Origin of the sequence: Sphingomonas sp., assembly GCF_036387535.1 — a bacterium.
Lineage (GTDB): Bacteria > Pseudomonadota > Alphaproteobacteria > Sphingomonadales > Sphingomonadaceae > Sphingomonas_R.
In genome coordinates this window covers 1-15,012 of the sequence record NZ_DASVTO010000159.1, presented here as the reverse complement: position 1 = coordinate 15,012, position 15,012 = coordinate 1, and the positions used below count along the sequence as shown (strand labels likewise).

Annotated in this window: 14 protein-coding genes and 2 pseudogenes; 9 read left to right on the top strand and 7 right to left on the bottom strand. The window is 66.5% G+C overall.

The window, feature by feature from the left end; translation table 11 throughout:
• Both VF649_RS14820 and VF649_RS14815 read left to right on the top strand, forming a co-directional pair.
• Positions 1–520 (top strand): annotated as a pseudogene (locus VF649_RS14820) (TonB-dependent receptor); the annotation flags it as partial.
• Between the two features lie 28 nt (positions 521–548).
• A complete protein-coding gene (locus VF649_RS14815) occupies positions 549–1,079 on the top strand; it encodes a VOC family protein (RefSeq protein ID WP_331012728.1) in 531 nt (176 codons plus the stop codon).
• Here the strand turns inward: VF649_RS14815 and VF649_RS14810 are convergent.
• A complete protein-coding gene (locus tag VF649_RS14810; protein ID WP_331012727.1) occupies positions 1,076–2,482 on the bottom strand; it encodes an aromatic ring-hydroxylating dioxygenase subunit alpha in 1,407 nt (468 codons plus the stop codon). The genes VF649_RS14815 and VF649_RS14810 overlap by 4 nt on opposite strands.
• Before the next feature lie 103 nt (positions 2,483–2,585).
• A complete protein-coding gene (locus tag VF649_RS14805; RefSeq protein ID WP_331012726.1) occupies positions 2,586–3,383 on the bottom strand; it encodes an SDR family oxidoreductase in 798 nt (265 codons plus the stop codon).
• A gap of 121 nt (positions 3,384–3,504) precedes the next feature.
• Between VF649_RS14805 and VF649_RS14800 the strand changes: the two genes are divergently transcribed.
• Positions 3,505–4,521: an NADP-dependent oxidoreductase gene (locus VF649_RS14800; protein ID WP_331012725.1), complete on the top strand. Its 1,017-nt coding sequence runs from the start codon at positions 3,505–3,507 to the stop codon at positions 4,519–4,521.
• 76 nt (positions 4,522–4,597) lie between these two features.
• On the opposite strand, the gene VF649_RS14795 is transcribed toward VF649_RS14800, so the two are convergent.
• Positions 4,598–5,356: an SDR family NAD(P)-dependent oxidoreductase gene (locus VF649_RS14795; RefSeq protein WP_331012724.1), complete on the bottom strand. Its 759-nt coding sequence runs from the start codon at positions 5,354–5,356 to the stop codon at positions 4,598–4,600.
• A gap of 36 nt (positions 5,357–5,392) precedes the next feature.
• Complete coding sequence (locus tag VF649_RS14790; protein WP_331012729.1) at positions 5,393–6,979, bottom strand: AMP-binding protein; 1,587 nt, start codon at positions 6,977–6,979, stop codon at positions 5,393–5,395.
• A gap of 169 nt (positions 6,980–7,148) precedes the next feature.
• Here VF649_RS14790 and VF649_RS14785 point away from each other — a divergent pair, with 169 nt between their 5' ends.
• The gene (locus VF649_RS14785; RefSeq protein ID WP_331012723.1) at positions 7,149–8,318 is read left to right on the top strand and encodes an aromatic ring-hydroxylating oxygenase subunit alpha; all 1,170 of its coding nucleotides are present in this window, start codon (positions 7,149–7,151) and stop codon (positions 8,316–8,318) included.
• A 92-nt stretch (positions 8,319–8,410) separates the two neighbouring features.
• Here VF649_RS14785 and VF649_RS14780 read toward each other — a convergent pair whose 3' ends face one another.
• Genes VF649_RS14780 through VF649_RS14770 form a run of 3 tightly spaced genes read right to left on the bottom strand, consistent with a single transcriptional unit; the run spans position 8,411 to position 10,737 of the window.
• Positions 8,411–9,181: an SDR family NAD(P)-dependent oxidoreductase gene (locus VF649_RS14780; RefSeq protein WP_331012722.1), complete on the bottom strand. Its 771-nt coding sequence runs from the start codon at positions 9,179–9,181 to the stop codon at positions 8,411–8,413.
• A 15-nt stretch (positions 9,182–9,196) separates the two neighbouring features.
• Positions 9,197–9,961, bottom strand: a complete 765-nt coding sequence (locus VF649_RS14775; protein ID WP_331012721.1) for an SDR family NAD(P)-dependent oxidoreductase — start codon at positions 9,959–9,961, stop codon at positions 9,197–9,199.
• The gene (locus VF649_RS14770; protein WP_331012720.1) at positions 9,958–10,737 is read right to left on the bottom strand and encodes an SDR family NAD(P)-dependent oxidoreductase; all 780 of its coding nucleotides are present in this window, start codon (positions 10,735–10,737) and stop codon (positions 9,958–9,960) included. Before VF649_RS14770 ends, VF649_RS14775 begins: the two co-directional genes overlap by 4 nt.
• 131 nt (positions 10,738–10,868) lie before the next feature.
• On the opposite strand from VF649_RS14770, the gene VF649_RS14765 reads away from it, so the two are divergent.
• The 5 genes and pseudogenes from VF649_RS14765 to VF649_RS14745 all read left to right on the top strand — a co-directional run.
• Positions 10,869–12,179 carry an aromatic ring-hydroxylating dioxygenase subunit alpha gene (locus tag VF649_RS14765; RefSeq protein WP_331012719.1) on the top strand — a complete coding sequence of 437 codons (1,311 nt, stop codon included), beginning with the start codon at positions 10,869–10,871 and terminating at the stop codon, positions 12,177–12,179.
• A complete protein-coding gene (locus VF649_RS14760) occupies positions 12,176–12,961 on the top strand; it encodes a ThuA domain-containing protein (protein ID WP_331012718.1) in 786 nt (261 codons plus the stop codon). Before VF649_RS14765 ends, VF649_RS14760 begins: the two co-directional genes overlap by 4 nt.
• 119 nt (positions 12,962–13,080) lie before the next feature.
• The gene (locus VF649_RS14755) at positions 13,081–13,854 is read left to right on the top strand and encodes a helix-turn-helix transcriptional regulator (RefSeq protein ID WP_331012717.1); all 774 of its coding nucleotides are present in this window, start codon (positions 13,081–13,083) and stop codon (positions 13,852–13,854) included.
• Between the two features lie 84 nt (positions 13,855–13,938).
• Positions 13,939–14,343, top strand: coding sequence for an OB-fold domain-containing protein (locus VF649_RS14750; protein WP_331012716.1), 405 nt, complete (start codon positions 13,939–13,941; stop codon positions 14,341–14,343).
• Positions 14,340–15,012: pseudogene (locus tag VF649_RS14745) on the top strand (thiolase family protein); the annotation flags it as partial. The gene VF649_RS14750 and the pseudogene VF649_RS14745, both read left to right, overlap by 4 nt.

Here is a 15,012-nt window from a genome sequence, read left to right as displayed (position 1 = left end):
CCTGACCCTGCGTGCGTCGACCGGATATACCAAGAGCAATTTCAAGGGCTTCATCGTCAACCAGCCGGTCGGCGCGACGGTGCGGACGCTGGATTTCTCGAATGTCGACCTGATCTATGCGCCCAAGCTGACCGCGTCGGTCAACGCCGAATACAAGGTTCCGCTGACGGAGCGCAGCAACCTGAACTTCACCGCGGGATACCGCTTCATCACCCGCTATGACCAGCAGATCGCCGCCGACCCGGCGACCGTCATTCCGGCCACCGGCACGGTCATCGTGGCCCGCAACGATCCACGGCTGCGTTCCGACCGGCAGAAGCTGCTCGATGCGGCGATATCCTACCAGTTCCCGATGGGCAGCAGCGATGCGAAGGGACGGTTGACCCTGTTCGGCCGCAATCTGCTCGACGATCGGGGAACCGCGACTGCGTTCGACGTCGGGTCGTTCCCCTCGCTCTGGGCCTTCACCGCCGCGCGCGAGCCGCGGGTCATCGGTGCGCAGTTCGGCTTCGACTTCTAAGATATTGCGGGGACCAGGGGGCAGCGGCATGAATGACAGGATCGCGACGCTCGGGCCGGTCATGCAGCTCGCCTTCGTACCGCATGATTTCGAAGCGGCGATCCGGTTCTGGACCGAAACGATGGGGGCGGGGCCCTTCTTCCGGCTCCCCCACATCGCCTATCGCGCCGCCCGCTATCGCGGGGAAACGAGCCACGTCGATTTCTCGGTGGTGCTCGGCTATTGGGGCGACATGCAGATCGAGCTGGTCGAACAGCATTGCGACAGCCCGTCCATCTATCGGCAATGGCTGGATGACGGGCGGGAGGGGCTGCATCATGTGTGCGTGCTGGTCGACAGCATCGCACATGCACGCACGGTCTGCGCCGCCGCGGGTGCGCAGGTGGTCCAGGAAGTCTTCATGGACGGTGCGGAAGCGATCTATGTCGACACCGGCGGTGGCCCCGGCACGATGGTCGAGTTGCTTGAACCGTCGCCGGATTTTGCCGGCCTGTTCGCGATGATGCGCGCTGCCGCCCGCGATTGGGACGGCAGCGATCCGGTCCGGCCGCTCGGTTAGCCGGCGCCCACATATTTCTCCAGGGTCTGGTGGAACTGACGAATACGGATTTCCTGATAGTCGCCCAGCTGGACCTCGCCGTTTTTCGATACCTTCAGCCCGTCCTGCACATAGGGCAGATTGTCCATGTCCTGATCGAACACATGACCCAGCACGCCCAGTTCCGGGGCCGCGCTCCAAGGCTGGTCCGGGCGCAGCAGCTTCATCGGCACGCCGCGCGGCATCGGTTCGCCCTCCGGCACGCGCACGAGGATCCGGACCTCCATCAGGCAATGGTCCGGATCACTGCCCGGGCGCCAGCGGTAGACGATATTGGGCATGTACCCGCCCCAAGGCGCGAAATGCGGGAACACATTATAGACCAGCCCGTCCAGCATCTCGACGTCGGTCGCCTGTTCATGCAGGTCGGGGTGGCCGAAGCTCTTCACGAAATTGCGGCGCATCGCCTCGCCCAGCGCCCGCCGTGCGGACATGCCGTCCGGTACCGTCACCGCATAGGGACTGTCTTCATAATTGTCGGCCGATCGCCCGTTATATTTGATGAACTCGTCGACGATCCATTGCTGCTCCTTGCCGGCGGGATCGACATGGGGGCTCATCACCCCGAACGGGGTATAGGCGACGTTCACATTGTCGCCGTAGATATTGTAGCTGGTGTTCGCGTCGCCGGTGAAGGGCAGCAGCTGCGGATGCGTGACGATGGTATGCCACGCTTCCATGAACGCCTCCATCGTCACCTTCCAATTGGCGGGAACGACCTTTCCGACCCAGATCGCGGTGGTGCACTGATCGTGGCGCCAGCGCTGGAAGAACTCCGGCAGCGGCGCCAGATAGTCTTCGATGCCCGGCCCGCCGGCATTTTCCCGCAAGAAGATATAACCCTGCCACCGGGCCACCTCCGCCTCGGGCAGGCTCATGTCGCGCTGCGTCAGATGCGTGAAGTCCCAGGCGCAGGGAATCTCCTTGAGCGCGCCGGTCTTGGCCCAGGTGAAGCCGTGGAACGGGCACTGGAACTGATCGCTGGTCCCGTCCTCCGTCCGCAGCTTGCGACCGCGGTGCAGGCAGACATTGTGCATCGCCTTGACCCCGCCATCATCCTGGCGGACGACCAGGAAGGACCGGCCGGCATTTTCATAGACGATGTAGTCGCCCGGTTCGGGCAGATCCTCATCCCGTGCCGCGAACTGCCAGACATTGGGCCACATCCTGTCATTTTCGAGCCGCTGGAACGCCATGTCGGTGTAACGGGCAGCGGGGATCGGATCGGAACCCAGATACTGGTAGCGTTCCTCCGCCAGGAAGGGTGGCACCGGGCGCCCGTCCAGCGCCAGAATATCTCCCCAGGTCGCACCCGGGCAGCGGGCGGCACCCGCCGCATCGATGGTGGGATCGCGATCGGCCATCAGTCAGTCCTCATCCTGGTCACGCATGCTCGGCCGAGACTACCGCCTCGGTGCCAGGCCCGAACCTCGCGCTTGTGCCAGCATCGCCGATCGCGGTGCGCCGTCAAGCCGCGGCCATCGCAGCCGCCATTTCCGCGCGGGTCGGATTGCGGCGCAGCGTCAGCCCGCCGTTCACCTGCAGATTTTCGCCCGTCATGAAGCATTCGTCGCTGGCCAGCCACACGGCGGCGGCGGCGATGTCATCCTTCGTACCGATCCGCCCGAGCGGATAGGAGGCCGTGAAGGAATCGAACAATCCCGGCACGCCCCTGGCGTCCGCGGTCATCGGGGTTTCGGTCAATCCGGGCGAGATCGAATTGGCCCGTATCCCCTGTGCGCCGAATTCATGCGCGACGCAGCGCACGACATGATCGGTGCCCGCCTTGGTTCCCATATAGGCGGCATGATCGTTCAGCATGATGGTCGCGGTCGCCGAGCTGATCTGGATGATCGATCCGCCGCGGCCGCCATCGTCGCGCGCCATCACCGGGATGATCGCCTGGAAAAACAGGAACGGCCCTTCAAACTGCAACCGGGTCATCGCGCTGAGTTCGTCCGGCGTGGTGTCGAGGAACGGCTTGAGCAGGCCCCATCCGGTGGCGTTGACCGCGATATCCACATGCCCGAGCAGCGCGCGGGCATCCTGCGCCAGTACCGCCAGCTCGTCGGGCCGGGTCAGATCGCAGACGCGCGCGTGGCCGCCGATCTCGCCGGCGAAGCGGGCCAGTTCTTCGGCATGGCGGCCGGCGACCATCACGGTCGCACCTTCGTCGTGGAACCGGCGAGCGATCGCCTGACCCATATTGTCGCGTCCGGCCGCGCCGATCACCAGCGCGCCCTTGCCTTGCAACCGGCCCGTCATGCCACTCTCCCGCTCCGTCGCTTTCGTCTACGCGCGGGGCGGGGCAAGATGTCGCTATCGATTTGGCTAGTGCCCCCGGGCGCACCGGCGATGCAGGACCGAACGCAGGAGGACCGTTCCGATGCCCATCAATCGCCGTTTCACGCTCGTGCGTCGCCCCGACGGAATGCCCGTCGCCAACGATTTTCGCCTGGTCGCGGAGCCAACCCCGGCATTGGAGGAGGGCCAGTTCCTGCTGCGCAACCATTATGCGTCGCTTGATCCCGCGATCCGCGGCTGGATGGACGATGCGCCGTCCTATCTGCCGCCGATCCGCCTGGGCGATCCGGTGCGGGCGACCACGGTCGGCGTGGTCGCCGAATCGCGCAGCGACGCCTTTCCGGTCGGCAGCTGGGCATCGGGGCTGAACGCGATCGAGGACTATTCCCTTGGCGCGGCCGGCGGCTTCACCAGCCCGGTCGATCCGGACGCCGTATCCTCGGTCACCCATTATCTGTCCGCGGTCGGCGCGATCGGCCTGACCGCCTATTTCGCGCTGCTGGAGGTTGGACGACCCGCCGCGGGTGAGACGGTGCTGGTCAGCGGCGCCGCTGGCGCGGTGGGTTCGCTGGTCGGTCAGATCGCCAAGCTGCGCGGATGCCGGACGGTCGGCATTGCCGGCGGCCCGGAAAAATGCGCCCGGCTGATCCGCAACTATGGTTATGACGCGGCGATCGACTATCGCGGCAAATCGCCGGATGCGCTTGACGCGGCGATCCGGGCGGCGGCGCCCGGCGGCGTCGATATCCAGTTTGAAAATGTCGGCGGCGCGATCCTCGATGCGGGGCTGCTGTCGCTCAATCCCAAGGGCCGGGTCGTGCTGTGCGGCCTGATCAGCCAGTATAATTCCGACCCGATCCCGCTGTCCAACATCTGGCGGCTGATCGTGCAGGGCGCGCGGATGGAGGGATTCATCCTGACGCAGTTCATCCCCCGCTTTGGCGAGGCGATACCGGAACTCGCCGCCTGGGTGAAAGACGGCACGCTGCGGGTGGACGAGCATGTCGATACCGGTATCGACAACGCCCTGCCGGCGTTCCTGCGCCTGTTCGAAGGCAGCAATGAAGGCAAGATGATCCTGAAGATCGCGGAGGATTAAGGGATCAGGGCGAGGGCCAGGACAATGGCTTGGCCGTGGACAGGGGGTGGGGCCGTAACCCCGACCCCCCGCGGTTTCAGAACTGGACGCGCTTGGTATAGCCTCCATCGACGATGACGTTGGTTCCGGTGGTATAGCCCGAGGCCGGGCTGGCGATGAATACCACGGTCCTGGCAATGTCGTCTGGCGTACCGATCCGGCCCAGCGCGAACTGCGCCGCCTGCGCATCATAGAGTTCCGGCATCGCGGTCTTGATGGCATCCCAGTTGCCGCCGGCGAACTCCACCGGCCCCGGGGAGACCGTGTTGATGCGGATCCGCTTGGCGCCCCATGCCTGTCCCAGCTGCTTGGCATAGACCAGCAGCGCACCCTTGATGGTGTTATAGGCTTGGGGAACCAGGAAAGTCTCGACGCCTGCGGTCGAACCCATGAACACGACCGATCCGTGACCCGATGATTCCAGATAGGGTTCCAGCGCCTCGCACCCCCTGACCGCGCCCATCAGGTCGAAGCGAATGCATGTGTCCCAATCGCCGGTCGCCTGGCTGCCCGACGCGCTGGCGCCCGGCACGAAGATGTCGCAGCCGCCAAGCTGTTCCGCGGCATCGCGCAGCCAATCCTGGTAGCCGTCGGCGTCGTTCATGTCGAAGGGTGAGGCGACCACCTTGCCGCCGAAGCGTTCCAGTGCGGCCCTGGTTTCCGCCAGCTGCACCGGATCGCGGGAGAAAAAGGCCACGTCGCAGCCTTCTTCCGCGAAGAGTTCGAGTGTCCGCCGGCCGATGCCGCGGCTTCCGCCGGTCAGGATGACCTTCAGGCCCTTCAATCCGAGATCCATCGCTATGCTCCTTGCTGCTGCGCGTGTCGGCGGTGGTCAGGTGTCGGCGGACGGTTGCCGCGCGGCGTCGCGCAGCACGTCCTTGCGGACCTTGCCGGATGCGGTGCGGGGCAGGTCGTCGACGGGGATGATACGTTCGGGGCGCTTCTGCGGCGCCAGCCCGCTGGCCGCCACGAAGCCGACAAGATCGTCGAAATCGGGGACGGTTCCGGGCCGGGCGATCACGAAGGCGCAGATGCCTTCGCCCAGCCGGGCGTGGGGCATCGCGACCACCGCGGCTTCGGCGACCATCGGGTGGCGCTGGAGGACGTCCTCAATCTCCTTGGCGCTGATATTCTCGCCACCTCGGATGATGAGGTCCTTCTTGCGCCCTGTGATCAGCAGGGCGCCGTCGGCCGTCACCGCGCCCAGATCGCCGGTGCGGAAATAGCCGTCGGCGTCGATGGCCTCGCGGGTCTGATCGGCGTCGGCATAGCCGAGGAACATCGCCGGACCGCGTGCCAGGATCTCGCCCTCCGCGCCGGCGGGAACGTCATGACCGGCATCGTCGACCACGCGCACGTCATAGTCGATCACCGCACCGTCGGTCGTGGCCGCCCGGTCCGGATCCTGGGGATAACCCAGCGTCACCAGCGGGACTTCCGAACTGCCGAACACGCGAAAGGCAACCGTGCGACCGAATTGGGCATTGGCGGCGCGCACGACGTCGGCGGGGATCGCCGCACCGCCGCAGGCGAAGAACCGCAGGGATGGAAGGGTGGTGCCGGCCGCCGCGGCGCGTTGCGCAAGCTCCGTCAGGAACGGTGTGGCGGCGACCGTGCCACGCACATTGTGCCGTTCGATCAGCGCCAGCGCCGCGTCCGCATGCCATTGTTCCATCAGCACGGTGCGCGTACCGGCGAGAAACGGCATCTCGATCCCGTTGGCATAGCCCGATATGTGCGTCACCGGCGACGGCATCAGGATCGCGTCGCCCACGGCCACCCCCCAATGATCGACGCAGGCCGTGACCGCACGCGCCAGCGTTTCGTGGCTGTGGAGTACCCCCTTCGGCCGGCCCGTCGTGCCGGAGGTATAGAGGACCATCTTGACCGACCCCGGATCGACCCGCGGCATCGCCGGCCGGCGGCCGCGCCCGGCCGCGATCAATGCGCCATAGCCGGCGTTCGCGGCACCGCGCACCGGGATGGCATGGGTCAGCGCCGGCAGAGCGGGCCGGATGCGCGCGACCATCGCGGCATAATCATATCCGCGGAACCGATCGGCGAAGAAGAAGGCGCGGGCACCGCAATCGCCCAGCATCTGCCGAACCTCCGCATCGCGATAGATGTGGACGATCGGGTTGATGACGAACCCGGCCATGGCGCAGGCCAGGTTGATGACCGCCGCCTCGATCCAGTTCGGCATCTGGAAACTGACGATGTCGCCGGGCACGAGCCCCAGGTCGCCAAGCGCGACGGCCAGCGCCTCCGCATCCGAAACCAGGGTCGCGGCCGTGGGCTGCCTCGGCTGTTCCAGGAACGGGACGGCGTCGGGCGCGCGCATCGCGGCCTCCACCGCCAATTCGCCGATCGTCCGCCCTGGCCGGGACGGATCACCCGCATAGCGGCGATGATGGGGCATGGGCACCGTCAACCAGTGCCATGGCGGTCCGCCCGCAGGTGTCGCGCCGCTGCCCATCGTCAATCCGCTACGCCGACACCGGCCGTGACTTCACCTGTCATTCGGGCCAGCTTGCCGAAGGCGACGCGGATCTGATCCTATCGGCCAGGGCGGGACGAGCGAGGGCAGGATGGATCATCACGATATCGGGCACGTTGCCGAAACGCTGCTGGACTATGTCGAACAGAACCGGACCTTCCAGTCGGACCGGATCACCACGGTGCCGGCGGCATCCTACACCGATCCCGAACAATGGGCGCGGGAGGTGGACGTGGTGTTCAAGCGGGTGCCGCTGATGCTGGCGCTGTCGTGCGAGCTTCCCGGCCCCGGCAGTTACAAGGCGATGGACGCCATGGGCCTGCCGGTACTGATCAGCCGCGACAAGCAGGGCGTCGCCCGTGCCTTCCTCAACGTGTGTTCCCACCGCGGCGCTCCGCTCGCCAGCGATGGCCACGGCACCTGCGCACGCTTCACCTGCAAATATCATAGCTGGAGCTATGCGCTGGACGGGCGGCTGCTGGCCATCGCCGATCGTGAAAAGTTCGGCGATTTGGACAAGACGACGCTGGGGTTGAAGGCGCTGCCGTGCGTGGAGCGTGGCGGCATGATCTTCGCCGTGCTGACCCCGGGAGAGCCCGTCGATTTCGATGGCTTCTTTGCCGGCATGCTCGACGATTTCGATGCCTGGGGGCTGAAGGACTGGGCGTTCCTGGGCAGCCGCGAGATCGAGGGCGCCAATTGGAAGATCGCGTTCGACGGCTATCTCGAAGGGTATCATTTCGCCTCCCTGCATCCCACCACCATCCATCCGCGCACGCCCTCCAACGTCACGCATTATGAAAGCTTCGGCGCGCATATGCGGATCGGTTTCCCGCAGGTCGGGATCGCGCAGTTGCGGGACGTTCCCCGCGACCAGTGGAGCGGACAGGAAAACCGGGGGTTCGATTTCGTCCGGATCCTGTTTCCGAACATTTCCGCATTCCTCGCGCCCGAAATCGCCCAGATCGCGCAGTTGTTTCCCGGGCCGACCCCCGACCGCAACCGCACGGTGTTGCTTTACGCGCGCCGCGATCCGCCGCGGGATGCCGAGGATCAGGCGGCGCTCGATGCGATGATCACCTTCCTGCGCGACGTGACCTATACCGAGGATTATCTGATCGGGCTGGAGATCCAGAAGGGCCTGCGCTCCGGTGCGCTCGATCGGATCGTGCTGGGTCGCAACGAGCGTGGCAATCAGTTCTTCCACGAAACGCTGGACTGGTATCTCGGCGGACGGCAGGGGCCGCAGCCCGTCATCTGATGCCTGGAGGGCGGGCCGCGAACCGTCAGTCGGGGGATGCTGGTCCGGATCGATCACCAACCTCCACCCCGGCGCCGCGCGTCCGTCCATGGTCAATGCGCGGTGAACCCGCCGTCGATCACCAGTTCCGCGCCGGTCATGAAGCTCGACGCGGAAGAGCATAGATAGACGATGCCGCCGGCGATTTCTTCGGGTCGCCCCCAGCGGCCCAGCGGATGTTGCGCATCGACGCCGGCGCGGGCCGTCGCCTCGTCCGGGGCGGCGCCGACCGCGACATAGGCGGCGATGATCCTGTCCATCATCCCGGTTTCGATGCCGCCGGGGTGAACCGAATTGACGCGGATATTGTATTTCAGCGCGGCAAACTCCAGCGCGGCGCTCTTGCTGAACAACCGCACGGCGCCCTTGCTCGTGCAATAGGCCGCCATCAACGGCGCGCCGCCGATCCCGCCGACCGACGACAGGTTGACGACCGATGCGCCGCCGGGCCGGTGCGCACCGCTCGTCCGCAGCAGCGGCAGCATCGCCTGGCAGGACAGCAGCATCGAATCGACGTTGACCGCCATCTGCTGCCGCCACTGCGCGAGCGAGGTGTCGGCGATCGCCGCGACCATCGCGATGCCGGCGTTGTTGACCAGCCCGTCCAGCCGGCCCCAGCGTGCGTCGATCGTCGCCGCCAGCGCGGCCCAGCCGTCCGGATCGGTAACGTCCTGCGCCAGGGAAAGCGTACCCGTGTCGGGCGGTGCGAGGTCGGTCGCTATGACGTGCGCGCCCGCCCGCATCAGCGCGGCGACGGTGGCGCGGCCGATCCCGCCCCCGGCTCCCGTCACCAATATGACCGCGCCCTCGATGCCTTCCGTCATGTATTGCCCTTCCGGCTATCGTGCGGTGTAGCCGCCGTCGACGACCAGTTCCGATCCGGTCATGTAGCTGGCGTCGTCCGATGCAAGGAATGCCACGGCGGCGGCGATCTCCTCCGGCCGCGCCAGCCGGCCCATCGGCGTCGCCCCGGTGTAGAAGGCGATCGCGTCGGCATCCGATGACTCCATCAGCAGCGGGGTTTCGACAAAGCCGGGATGAACGGAGTTGACGCGGATCGGCGTACCTGCGGCGGCGAATTCCAGCGCGGTCGATTTGGTGAACAGCCGCACGCCGCCCTTGCTGGCGTTGTAGGGCGCTACTTGCGGCAGCCCGACCAGGCCCATGATCGACGACATGTTGACGATCGCGGCACCGCCGGGAAGCGACCGGCCCGCATCCGCCAGCATGTCCGCGCAACATCTGGTGCCGAGGAATACGCCGTCGAGGTTGACGCGCAAGATGGCGTGCCAGTCACGCAAGCTGGTGGTCCGGACCGGGCCGGAGCCGCCGACCCCCGCATTGGCGATCAGGATGTCGAGCCGGCCGAAGCGCGCGGCAATCGCCGCCACCGCCGCGATCCACTGATCCTCGTCCCCCACGTCCAGCTCAACATAGCCGACGTCCCCCGCCATGGTCGCCAGCGTTCCGGCCGCCGCCTCCGGCGTGGAGAGGTCGGCGACCATCACCGCCGCACCCTCCGCCAGGAAGCGCCGAACGACGGCATGGCCGATCCCGCGCAGGCCGCCGGTGACCAGTGCCACCCGGCCGGCCAGCCGGTTCATACCCCCATCATCCCCGCGGTGGAGCCACCGTCGATCGCATATTCCGCGCCGGTGATGAACGCGGCCTCGTCGCTGGCCAGGAAGGCGACCAGCGCCGCCACTTCGTCGACCTGCGCCATGCGGTTGAGCGGGGCCATGCCTTCATAGGTCGCGCGCGCCACCGCCGGATCCGCCTGTTTGGCGATAATGTTGCGGATCATGTCGGTTTCGACGACGCCCGGATGAATGCTGTTGGCGCGGATCTTCAGGCCCTGGTTGGCGCAGTGGATCGCGACCGATTTGGTCAGCGCGATCAGCGCGCCCTTCGTGGTCGAATAGCCGACGAAATTGCCCATCGGCTTGTAGGCGCTCATGGAAGAATTGACGATGATCGATCCGGTCGCACCACCGGGATTGTCGCGCATCAGCTGCACCCCGGCGCGACAGGTCAGCATGACGCCGGTCAGGTTCACCGCGATCAGCCTGTCCCATCCGGCCGGAGTGATCGTCTCCACGCTGCCGTCGCCCGCTTCGGTGCCGGCATTGGCAAAGGCGATATCGAGCCGGCCATAATCGGTGCGGATGATGGCCGAAAGCGTATCCCAGCCGTCATGGTCCTCGACCGCGCTCCTGCAGAAGCGCGCACCGGTTTCCCCGGCAACGGCCGCCGCCGCCGCGGCATTGGATCCGGTGAACAGCACGCGGGCGCCCTCGGCTGCGAACCGGCGCACGGCGGCGGCCCCGATGCCGGACGTTCCTCCGGTCACCAGCGCTACCCTGCCGTCGAACCTTGCCATGCATCCCTCCAACAACCCGGCCATCGGAGTGCGCCGGCCGCAGGCGCGCTGTAAACCTATGCTTTCGGCAAGGTGCCGGCATCGCGGACCCGCGGCATCATGCGGAACATCGCGGAATCCGTGGGGACAGCATGACCATCGAGACTTTCCTGGGGCGTCGGCGTACCGAATATGATCCCGCCGTTCGCGGCGATCCGATCACGGGCGAACGCTATCATTCGCCGGCCTGGATGCAGGCCGAATGGGACCGTTTGTGGACCCGGATCTGGCACATCGGTGCCATGGCGCAGGAACTGGAGGAGGAGGGCGATTGGGTCCGGCACGATTTCATGAAGGAATCGGTGGTGATCGTCCGCCAGGCGGACGGCGGGTTCAAGGCATTCTACAACGCCTGCCGCCACCGCGGAAACCGGCTCGCGCTGCACGACAGCGGGGGCGGGACGGCGCTCACCTGCTCCTATCATGGCTGGCGCTGGGGCATCGACGGTGTGTTGCTGTCGGCACAGGATGCCGATGACGTCGTCGGCGGCAATCCGTGCGGAAAGGCGAAGCTGGTCGAACTGCCCTGCGCGGTGTGGGGTGGCATGATCTGGTACAGCTTCGATCCGGATGTCGAACCCCTCGAACGCTGGCTTGCGCCGCTGCCGGACGAGGTCCGCGGCTACGGGCTGGAGGATTGGGTGCGGGTGGTCGACGTCCGCGTGGACACGCCATGCAATTGGAAGGTGATCCGCGACAATTTCAACGAGAGCTACCATCTGCCGACGCTCCACCCGGAACTCGACAGCTTCATCAATGACGATTATCGCGATACGATCTTCGAAATGTATCCCAACGGCCATAACCGCATGGTGATGAAGGGCGGCCAGCCTTCGGCGCGCGACGCTGCGCTGGCGGCCGGGGTGAAGGGGCCGCTCGATGCGATCCTGAAGGGCTGGGACCTCGATCCCGACAGCTTCGCCGGCAACGCCTCTGCGGCCCGCACCGCGTTGGCGGCGGCCAAGGCCCGGCTGGGGCCGGAACGGGGCTTCACCCATTATGCGGGGTTGGATGCCAGCCAGCTGACCGACTATTATCACTATACCCTGTTCCCCAACGTCACCCTGACGATCTCCGCCGACGGGTATCAGATGCTGCGCACGGAACCGCATCCCACCGACCCGGAACGCTGCATCTTCGATCACTGGTTCATCATGCCGCAGGTCGCGGGTATGGACATGGTCGAAACCCCGATCGGGCGCCTTCCCTTCGCGCAGGCGGCGCGCGACCAGTTCGCGCATGGCGAGCGGACGACCGGCGCCGTCGCGGATCAGGACCTTTCGGTGGCGGTCAGCCAGCAGCAGGGGCTGCATTCGCGCGGCTATACCGGCGGGCTGCTTACCGGGCAGGAAAAGCGCATCCAGCGATTCCACGAACTGCTCAACGACCGGATCGGCCTGTGACCTCTCCCGGCAGCGATCCGGCCGACGGGACCCCGGCGCGCCCGCCGCGGATCGATTGCGTGCTGATCGCGGCGGGGAAATATCACGACATCGACTTCGCCCGGCTGGAATTGCTGAAGCTGCTGGCGGAAGACCCGGCGATCCGGGTGCGGGTGTTCGAGGATTATGAGAATGTGGCGGCGATCGCGGCCGCCGACATGCTCGTCACCTATACCTGCGACGTGGTGCCCTCGCTGGCCGCGCAGGAGGCGTTGCGGACGTGGCTGGGGCAGGGCGGGCGCTGGTATGCGCTGCACGGTACCAGCTCGATCCTGCGGCTGCTGGACGATGGGCTGTGGGACGCGCCGCGCTGGGCGCCGCTGTTCGTCGACCTGCTGGGCAGCCAGTTCATCAGTCACCCGCCGATCGCGCCCTATCGGGTCACGGTCGTGGACCCCGCGCACCCGCTGGTCGAAGGTGTCGCACCGTTCGAAACCACCGACGAACTCTATCATCTGGAAACCCATGGTGACCTGCACGTCCTGATGGCGGCCGACTGCACGGAGCCGGGCACGGGCTTCGTCGAGGCGGCGGCTGCGCCGGGCACCCATCCGGTGCTGTATATCAAGCATCATGGTCGCGGCGCCGTGCTGTATCTGACGCTCGGGCATTGCCGTGGCCATTACGACCTGCAACCGCTGGCGGAGTGGTGGCCGAGCGTGGACCGCGGGGCGTGGGAACTGCCGGTATTCCATCAGCTGCTGCGCCGCGGGCTGCGGTGGACCAAGGATCGCACGATCTGACAAGCTAGCACTTCTACTAAGCGTTCTGGCGCATTCGCATGTTGCTCCTGCCGCCGGCGCAGCCTAGTTTCCGGTCCTGAGAGAGAGCTCGACACAGGATCCGGAAAGGACAGTCGCGCATGCTGAAAGTCGACAACATCACGGCCGTGCGCATCGCGGATGCGCAGAGCGTACGCCCGGCGGCGGAGGCGTTCCGCCGGATCGTGGAGGAACTGGGCGATTTCCGCATCGCCGCCTGCCACAATATCGCGATGAAGGAGCCGATGGTGGATGCGACCGGCGCCATCCTGGCCAGCGACGTCTTCGGATGGACGTCGCATCAGAACGACCGTTGGTGGCAGAACTCCCGGATCGCCCTCGACTCCCCGTTACCGGCGGCCTGCCGCTACACCAGCGAGCCGTTCTGGTGCAACGCGCACGGAATCCACAGCCATCAGCGGACCGCCTTCCTGGAGAAGATCGACCTCACCAAGTTCGAGGCGCGCGCGTTGACCAAGGCGGCGATCGTGGCGCCGGTCCACCTGCCCTTCGGCCAGGTCGGCGCGGTCAGTTTCAGCCCGGGAGATCCCGAATGCGACGACATGAGCGAGGCTTATGCCGCGTTCGGCGACGAACTGGGCATTTACGCGCGGACCTTCATCGCGAGCTATGTGCCGGTCATGTGTCGCGCCCAGCGTGTGCCCGCCGCGTCGCACCTGTCCAAGCGCGAGGTCGAATGCCTGCGCTGGGCCGCGATCGGCAAGACCGATTTCGAAATCAGCACGATCATCGAGCGCAGCCGGGCGACGGTGCGTTTCCACATCCACAACGCGTCGCTGAAACTGGACGCCGTCAACCGCAGCCAGACGGTCTTCAAGGCCGCGCAGCTCGGCTATATCGGTCTGAACTCCTAGGCATTGCGCCAGTCCTAGCGTTTTGGTGAGTCCTCCCGGCCCCGGCTTTCCGGCTTAGTGACGGCATATCGGACAGGAGGGGTGATGACGACGAAGCCGATCGCGGACGGGATCTGGACGGACGAACTGTCGCCACGGCTGATCGGCGGGTGCGACCGGGACAGCGGCAGGATCGTGTTCCCGATGCCGGACGGCCGCGAGGCCGAGCGGTTCGACGCCGTACCCCTGCCGCGGACGGGGCGGATCTGGTCCTGGACGGTGCAGCGCTTTCCTCCCAAGTCCCCGCCCTATGTCGGCACGCAGCCCTTCGCGCCGTTCGCGGTCGGCTATGTCGAACTGGCCGACGCGGTCATCGTGGAAAGCCGACTGGTCGGGTTCGATTTCGACGCCATCGCGTGCGGGGCGCCGGTCCGGTTGACGATCACGCCGTTCGCCACGGCGGCCGATGGCGTGACCCTGACCACTTATGCGTTCGAGCCGGCCGCGTGACCGCCTGCATCGTCGGGATCGGCATCCACCCGTTCGGGCGGAGCGACGGATGGACGGGGCTGGACATGGGCGTGTCCGCCCTGCGCGCCGCGCTGTCCGATGCCGGCGTCGGGTGGAACGAGGTGCAGGTCGCCTATGGCGGGTCCGACGCGTCGGGCAATGCGGACACGATGGTCAACCGGCTCGGCCTGACCGGCATTCCGTTCGTCAATGTGAAGAATGGCTGCGCGACCGGCGGGTCGGCGCTGTTCGGGGTCGCCACCGCGATCGAGGCCGGGACCTTCGACCTGGGCATCGCGGTGGGGTTCGACAAGCATCCGCGCGGCGCGTTCGATCCGAGGCCGGCCGAATGGGGCCTGCCCGACTGGTACGGCGAAACCGGGCTCATGCTGACCACGCAGTTCTTCGCCACCAAGATCCAGCGTTACATGTTCGAACATGGGATCAGCGCGACCACGCTGGGCCGGGTGGCGGAGAAGAGTTTCCGCAACGGCGCGCTGGCGCCCCATGCCTGGCGGCGGGAGGCGGTCGACCTGGAAACCATCCTGGGGTCGCAGATGGTCAGTGATCCGCTGACGAAATACATGTTCTGCTCGCCCGCCGAAGGTGCGGTCGCGCTGGTGCTCGCCAGCGAGGCGCGGGCACGGCGGATGACCCGGCGGTTCATCC